At 29.8% G+C, this 1,002-nt stretch carries 1 protein-coding gene and 1 pseudogene; both read left to right on the top strand.

Features of this window, described 5'->3' with window-relative positions:
* Positions 1–345: 345 nt before the first annotated feature.
* Entirely contained in the window at positions 346–708 is a 363-nt protein-coding gene (locus tag ACWIX0_RS13800; RefSeq protein ID WP_454174556.1) for a hypothetical protein, read from the top strand.
* Positions 701–1,002, top strand: a pseudogene (locus tag ACWIX0_RS13795) (hypothetical protein); the annotation flags it as partial. The gene ACWIX0_RS13800 and the pseudogene ACWIX0_RS13795, both read left to right, overlap by 8 nt.

The raw sequence follows: 1,002 nt of genomic DNA, 5'->3' as shown, positions 1-1,002 counted from the left end.
AAAAAATATGCAGTCTAGATTCTAGTTGGGAATGCAAAAAATGGCTTATCAGCATTTGCTAAACATTGCCAAAATCTAAAAAGCCTTGATAATTTAATTTTCCCTTGCCTTGATAAAGAATATCCAAAATCAAAACAAAAAGATATTACTTCGCTAAACGATTTAAAAATAAAGTTAGGCTATTGTATCCCAAATGAATATTTAACTCAAAATGAGATTCAATTAGAATATGAACAATATTGCCAATATTGCATAGCAAACAATGAATCGCAAATAGCGTATGATGAATTTAGCGAGATAAAAAAGCAAGATGATTTAGCAAGGATAGTAAATGCGGGAATATATGTGTTAAATGAAATTAAAGATATTGAGAAATTAGCAAACAACGATAAACATAATAACATATCGTTATTGATTTTTGACAAGCGCAAGGAGCTATTTTTAGTGGCAAATAAACAAAGCAATTTTTCTTATAATGATTTTGATTTATCAAATCTTAATTCTGCTTATGCGTATGCTATTAAAAAACACAAACTTATGACTACTGACAATGTGATTTTTAATGAAATAATAACGCAAGAATCGATAAAAACCTATATTAAGTCATTTGTTGCAGTAGCAAGTGGAAATTTTGATAATTATCAAAATAACATTGCAAGAGAGGGGCGATATTATACTCAACAACACAAAGGAAATGATTATGTCTAGTAAGCATTTGCATATCGATGAAAATTATATAATCCTAGACACCATAGAACTTCAAAATCAAGGCTATACGGACATTCACTTTATGGGACACCATCTCACAGGTGGCACTGAATCCACTCTGCCGCATAATGAATGTTTCTTTGGAACTAAAGATTCAAACAATAATCCAAACTTTAATAACTCTAATGCAAATGATTCAGATTCGGATTCAGACTCTAATCATTCAAATGACTCAAACAACGATTTAAACGAATCAAAACCGATTTATTATTTGGAATGCGATTTGGATTGTTT

The organism is Helicobacter sp. T3_23-1059, assembly GCF_053654515.1.
The sequence above is the reverse complement of the archived record's forward strand: the minus strand, read 5'-3'. Positions and strand labels throughout refer to the sequence as shown.